Annotated in this window: 4 protein-coding genes; all 4 read right to left on the reverse strand. The window is 66.8% G+C overall.

Annotated features, from left to right (window positions below; genetic code table 11):
• Positions 1-150 precede the first annotated feature (150 nt).
• The 4 genes from E1261_RS42330 to E1261_RS42345 all read right to left on the reverse strand — a co-directional run bounded on the left by E1261_RS42330 (position 151) and on the right by E1261_RS42345 (position 6,354).
• Positions 151-639, reverse strand: a complete 489-nt coding sequence (locus E1261_RS42330; RefSeq protein ID WP_132415566.1) for a GNAT family N-acetyltransferase — start codon at positions 637-639, stop codon at positions 151-153.
• 10 nt (positions 640-649) lie between these two features.
• Positions 650-4,255 carry a methionine synthase gene (gene metH / locus E1261_RS42335; RefSeq protein WP_132415568.1) on the reverse strand — a complete coding sequence of 1,202 codons (3,606 nt, stop codon included), beginning with the start codon at positions 4,253-4,255 and terminating at the stop codon, positions 650-652.
• A gap of 192 nt (positions 4,256-4,447) precedes the next feature.
• On the reverse strand, positions 4,448-4,981 hold the full coding sequence (locus E1261_RS42340; protein ID WP_132415570.1) for a TetR/AcrR family transcriptional regulator: 534 nt from the start codon (positions 4,979-4,981) through the stop codon (positions 4,448-4,450).
• A complete protein-coding gene (locus E1261_RS42345) occupies positions 4,978-6,354 on the reverse strand; it encodes an MFS transporter (protein WP_132415572.1) in 1,377 nt (458 codons plus the stop codon). The genes E1261_RS42340 and E1261_RS42345 overlap by 4 nt, the downstream gene beginning before the upstream one ends.
• Between the last annotated feature and the right edge of the window lie 2 nt (positions 6,355-6,356).

Here is a 6,356-nt window from a genome sequence, read left to right on the forward strand (position 1 = left end):
CCGAATACGCGACCCCACCCACCACCGACGTCAACGCGACCGCCGCCGTACCAACGACAACCATCCGCCGCGAGCTGCGGATACCCATGATGACCTCTCCCAGAACGAGTTTGGCTTGCCTCAGCAACCTAAACCCAACTGGGCTGCGACTCAGCTGACAGATGTCACGGCTTTGACGTAGCGATGGCACGGGATCGGGAGAGTGCCTCGCTCGACTGACGCTGGGTAGTCGAAGGGACCACCGTCAGTCCATCCGCAGCGCTCGTAGAACCGCCGCGCTCGCGCGTTACCAGTCGCGACCGCCAGCCAGGCCTCGTCGTGCCCGTTGACCGCCACTTGCCGTTCGGCCTCGGTGAGCAGGGTGGCTGCTACGCCTGAGCCGCGGTGGTCCCGCGAGACGTAGACCTGCTCGACCTCGTCGTCGACGACCATCACGAATCCGGCGATGTCGTCGCCCACGACTGCAACCGTCGCGTCGCTGATGCGGTCCGCGGCGCGGGTCCAGAAGGACTCCTTGGTGCGGATGGCCACCAGGTCCTCGGGGACATGACCGTGGTGGCCGTCGGCCCAGCCGAGGTGCCAGATGGACGCGATCGCGTCGGAATCGGCAGCAACGGCTGGGCGCAGAATCACGGTCATGTCGAGCAGATTAGCTCGGTTCGTAGGCCAGGTTCGGGCGGAGCCAGCGCTCGATTTCCTCGACGGTCTCGCCGCGGCGGCGGGCGTAGTCCTCGATCTGGTCCTTGCCCAGGCGGCCGACGCTGAAGTAGCGGGCGGCCGGGTTCTGGAAGATCAGGCCGGAGACCGCGGCCGCCGGCGTCATCGCGAAGGACTCGGTCAGGGCCAGGCCGAGCTTGTCGGCCTCGAGCAGGTCGAAGAGTTCCTGCTTCTCGCTGTGGTCCGGGCTCGCCGGGTACCCGAGCGCCGGCCGGATCCCGCGGAACTTCTCCGCGTGCAGGTCCTCCAGCAGTGGCTCCGCATCCGGCTCGAACCACGCCTTCCGCGCCTCCAAGTGGATCCACTCGGCAAACGCCTCGGCAAGCCGATCAGCCAACGCCTTCACCATGATCGCGCGGTAGTCGTCGTTCTTCTCCTCGTACGTCGCCGCCAGCTGCTCGGCGCCGTGAATCGCCACCCCAAATCCGCCCAGGTAGTCACCAGCAGGCGCGACATAGTCGGCCAGACACCGGTTGTGCCGACCAGCCGGCTTCTCGGTCTGCTGCCGCAGCATCGGGAACGAGACATCGAGACCGTCCAGCAGGATGTCGTCACCCTCACTGTGCGCCGGCCAGAAACCGTAGGCACCTTCAGCCGTAAAGGAGCCGTTGGCAACGATCTCGTCGAGCAACGTGTTCGCGTCGTCGAAGAGCTCGCGCGCCACCGGCTGATCCAGGATCGCCGGATACTTCCCCTTCAATTCCCAAGCCAGGAAGAGGAACTGCCAGTCGACCATCGCGCGCAGGGTCTCGATACTCGGCGCGACCCGGCGCAACCCCGTGAAGGTCGGCACCGGCGGCGTACCGTGCTCGACAGGCTCGAAGTTCGCGCGAGCCTGCTCAATGGTCAGCAGTGGTGCGCGCTGCTTGTTGGCGTGCTGCTCGCGCAGCCGCTCCTGGTCCGCAGCGTTGCTGACGGCAAGCGCTTCGGCCCGATCGTCGTCGAGTAGATCCGAAACCACGCCGACCACCCGGGACGCGTCCAGCACGTGCACGGTGGTCTTCTCGTACGCCGGAGCGATGCGAACCGCGGTGTGTTGTTTCGACGTGGTTGCGCCACCGATCAGCAGCGGCAGCTTGAGTCCGCGGCGCTGCATCTCACTGGCCACCGCAACCATCTCGTCCAGCGACGGCGTGATCAGACCGGACAGCCCGACCGCATCGGCGCCTTCGGCAATAGCCGTGTCGAGAATCTTTGCCGCAGGCACCATTACACCGAGGTCGATCACCTCGTAGTTGTTGCAGCCCAGCACCACACCGACGATGTTCTTGCCGATGTCGTGGACATCGCCCTTGACCGTCGCCAGCACGACCTTGCCCTGGCCACGGACGGCCTCGGCGCGACCCTCCTGCCGGGCCAGCTCCTTCTCCGCCTCCATGAACGGCTCGAGGTAGGCGACCGAACGCTTCATCACGCGCGCGCTCTTCACCACCTGCGGAAGGAACATCTTGCCGGCGCCGAACAGATCGCCGACCACCTTCATCCCGTCCATCAGCGGGCCCTCGATCACCTCGAGCGGCCGCGGCAGCTTCTGCCGGCACTCCTCGGTGTCGGCCTCGATGAAGTCGACGATCCCGTGCACGAGCGCGTGCGACAGCCGCGACTCGACCGTGCCCTCGCGCCAGCTCAGGTCGACCTCGCGCTGGGTGCCCTTGCCCTTCACGTTCTCGGCGAAGCTGACCAGGCGGTCGGTCGCGTCCTCGCGACGATTGAAGATGACGTCCTCGACCAGCTCCAGCAGGTCCTTCGGGATGTCCTCGTAGACCGCCAGCTGGCCGGCGTTCACGATTCCCATGTCCAGGCCGACCTTGCCCGCGTGGTACAGGAATGAGGAGTGCATCGCCTCGCGGACGATGTCGTTGCCACGGAACGAGAACGACAGGTTCGAGATACCACCACTGATGTGCACGCCCGGACAGCGTTCCTTGATCAGCGGCAGCGCCTCGATGAAGTTCAGCGCGTAGCCGTTGTGCTCGGACATACCGGTCGCGACGGCCAGCACGTTCGGGTCGAAGATGATGTCCTCGGCCGGGAAACCGATCCCGGTCAGCAGGTCGTACGCGCGGCCGCAGATCGAGACCTTGCGCTCGACGGTGTCCGCCTGCCCCTGCTCGTCGAAGGCCATCACGACCGCACCCGCGCCGTACGACATGATCCTGCGCGCTCGGTCGAGGAACTCCTCCTCGCCCTCCTTCAGGCTGATCGAGTTGACCACGCCCTTGCCCTGCACGCATTTCAGGCCGGCCTCGAGCACGGTCCACTTCGAGCTGTCGATCATGATCGGGATCCGGGCCACCTCGGGCTCGGTCGCGATCAGGTTCAGGAACGTGGTCATCGCCTGCTCGGAGTCCAGCAGGTCGGCGTCCATGTTGACGTCCAGCAGGTTCGCGCCACCGCGGACCTGCTCCAGCGCCACGTCGACCGCGGCCTGGTGGTTGTCGCCCTCGATCAGCCGGCGGAACCGCGCCGATCCGGTCACGTTGGTCCGCTCACCGATCATCACGAAACCCGTGTCAGCGCTGATCTTGAACGGCTCCAGGCCGGAGAACCTGGTGGTGTGATCGTTCGGTACGACGGGCCGCGGCGGCAGGCCCTTGACCGCGGTCGCGATCTGGGCGATGTGCGCCGGTGTCGTCCCGCAACAACCGCCGACGATGTTGACCAGGCCCGACTCCGCGAACTCGTGCAGCATGCCCGCGGTCTGATCGGGAGTCTCGTCGTACCCGCCGAAAGCGTTCGGGAGACCCGCGTTCGGGTGTGAAGCGACGAAGGTGTCGGAGAAGCGTGCCAGGTCGGCGACGTGCGGGCGCATCTCGGCCGCGCCGAGGGAACAGTTCACCCCGACGACGAGCGGCTTCGCGTGCTCGACCGAACTCCAGAACGCCTCGACGGTCTGACCGGACAGCGTCCGGCCGCTCAGGTCGACGATCGTCACCGAGATCCACAGCGGCAGATGCGGCGCGACCTCCTGCGCAGCGGCGATCGCGGCCTTGCAGTTCAGCGTGTCGAAGATGGTCTCGATCAGCAGCAGGTCGACGCCGCCCTCGTCCAGCGCGGCGATCTGCTCGGCGTACGACGCCTTGACCTGCTCGAACGTCACCGCCCGGTACGACGGGTCCTCGACCTTCGGTGACAGCGACAGGGTCACGTTCAGCGGGCCGATCGAGCCGGCCACGAACCGGCCACCGAACTCGTCGGCGGCCTTGCGGGCCAGCCGGGCGCCCTCCACGTTCATCTCGCGAACGTAGGCCTCCATGCCGTAGTCGGCCTGGCCGATGCTGGTCGCGGTGAAGGTGTTCGTCGTGGTGATGTCGGCGCCTGCCGCGAGATACTGCCGGTGGACGTCGAGGATGACGTCCTGCCGGGTCAGGTTCAGCAGGTCGGGGTCACCCGTGAGGTCGTGAGTGTGGCTCTGGAAACGGTCACCCTGATAGTCCGCGGGCGACAGCTTCGCGCCCTGCAGCATGGTCCCCCACGCACCGTCGAGAACCCCCACCCGCTCGGACAGGAGCTCCCTCAGCCGGGTCTCACTACTCATCCGTCGCGCCACCTCCAGATTCGCTCCGGAGGCGCCCTTGCAACAGTGCCTCCACAGTTGAGGCCCCGCCCGAGCGTGGCGGACCAATCGTCCGTTGCAGCGCCTCTCGAGCCGGTCGCACCATGCTAGCGGCGCCACTCCCGGATGACGGCCTCGATGTCCAGCGTACGAGACGGTAGTTCACATTTCGAGCTAGCGGATCAGCGTCTGGATCGCGGGGGCGTAGAGGTTCACAATTTCGTCGGCGTCCGCGGTGGCGGCCGAGCCGGTCTTCTCGATCGCCATAGCGGCGCTCAGGCCGAGCAACTGGGCGGTGATCAGCTCCGCCCGGAGGTCGGCGTCCGGGCCGGTCAGACGGTTCGCGAAGGCACGCGTCACCTGGTCGCGGAAGTGCTCGCGAATCAGGGCGCGTTCGTCACCGCCACCGGCCGCGAAGATCACCCGGATCAGCAGATCCAGACCGTGATCACGGCGATAAGTGACCAGGGTCCGGACGGCATGAGCACCGAGCTCGGCATCCGGCGCGGCCAGCAGCAACTCCGCGGCCTCGCTGAAATCCGCGACCCGTTCGAAGAGCGCTTCCTTGCTACCGAAGTGCTTCACGATCAGAGCTGCGCTCACGTTCGCCTCGCTGGCGATCCCGCGCAACGTCACCGCGGCGTACGGCTGCAGCGCGAACGCACGCCGGGCGGCCCGGAGGATCGCCGTACGGCCTGGGTCGATCACGACGCACGCCCCGGCTCGCGGCCCGGGATCAGCGCGACCAGCCCGGCCGCGACCGCCGCAGCCAGACCGGCGATCACAAACACGATCAGGTACGCCGACAGGGCCGGGGCGACGCGATCGCCGTTCGACACGGTCACAGTGGTCAGCACACTGGCCACGATCGCACTGCAGATCGCGGTCCCGACCGTGCGCATCAGGGTGTTGAGGCCGTTGGCCGCCGCCGTCTCGGTCACGGGCACAGCATGCACGATCAGCGCCGGGAGTGCCGAATACGCGATCGCCGTACCGGCCGACACCACAGTCGCCCCGACCACGATTCCGGCAATCGAATGACTGGTGAACAGGCGAACGACGTACCCGGCAGCCATCAGCACCGACGCAATCGCCAGTGAGAACCGCGGACCCCGTGCGTTCGAGATGCGCGCCGAGAGCGGCGACAGCAACACCATCGCGACACCGCCCGGCAACAGACACAGACCGCTCACCACGATCGATGCCCCGAGCCCGTATCCGGTCCACGTCGGCTCCTGCACAAGCTGCGCGGTCGACAACGAGTTGGCGTAGAAGGCGAAGCCGATCAGGAGCGCACAGAGGTTCGTGAACAAGACTGCTGGGCGAGCCGAGACTCGTAGATCAACCAGTGGGCTAAGGGTTCTGAGTTCATACCAACCCCACACCGGTACGACGGCGATTGCGCCGAGGGCGAGCGCGATCGTCGGGCCGGTGCCCCAGGTGCTGCCCTTCGAGACCGCGAGTAGCAGGCAGACGAGGAACGCCGCGAGCCCGAGCGCACCGAGTACGTCGAAGCGGCCGCTGGTCCGCACCACGGATTCGGGCACGACCAGCAGCACCAGAACGATGTCGAGCACGCCGAGGCCGACGCAGATCCAGAACATCGTGTGCCAGTTCCAGTACTCGACCACCAGCGTCGCGGCCGGAATCCCGAACGCAGCCCCGACCCCCAGCGTCGAACTCATCAACGCGATCGCCGGAATCACCCGCCGCGGCGGCAGTTCGTCCCGCAAGATGCTGATCCCGAGCGGCACCACCGCGATCGCGGCCCCCTGGAACGCCCGCCCGACGATCAGCACCGGCAACTCCGAACTCAACGCACAGAACAGCGACCCGACCACCATCGAGCTCAACGCCACCAACAACACCCGCCGCTTGCCGTACATGTCCCCGGCCCGCCCGAGCAACGGCGTGAACACCGCCCCCGTCAGCAGCGTCACCGTCAACACCCAACTCACATCAGCCGCCGACCGCCCCGTAATCCCACCCAACGCCGGCAACAACGGCACCACAATCGTCTGGCTGACCGAAACCAGCACCCCACAAGACCCCAAAACCCCCAACACCGCCCGAACCCTCACAC

Origin of the sequence: Kribbella albertanoniae, from assembly GCF_004348455.1 — a bacterium.
GTDB lineage: Bacteria > Actinomycetota > Actinomycetes > Propionibacteriales > Kribbellaceae > Kribbella > Kribbella albertanoniae.

Bases quoted from the DNA above. Each gene is read 5' to 3' on its own strand.
- E1261_RS42330 (WP_132415566.1), bottom strand. From the start codon at position 639: ATGACCGTGATTCTGCGCCCAGCCGTTGCTGCCGATTCCGACGCGATC.
- metH (WP_132415568.1), bottom strand. From the start codon at position 4,255: ATGAGTAGTGAGACCCGGCTGAGGGAGCTCCTGTCCGAGCGGGTGGGG.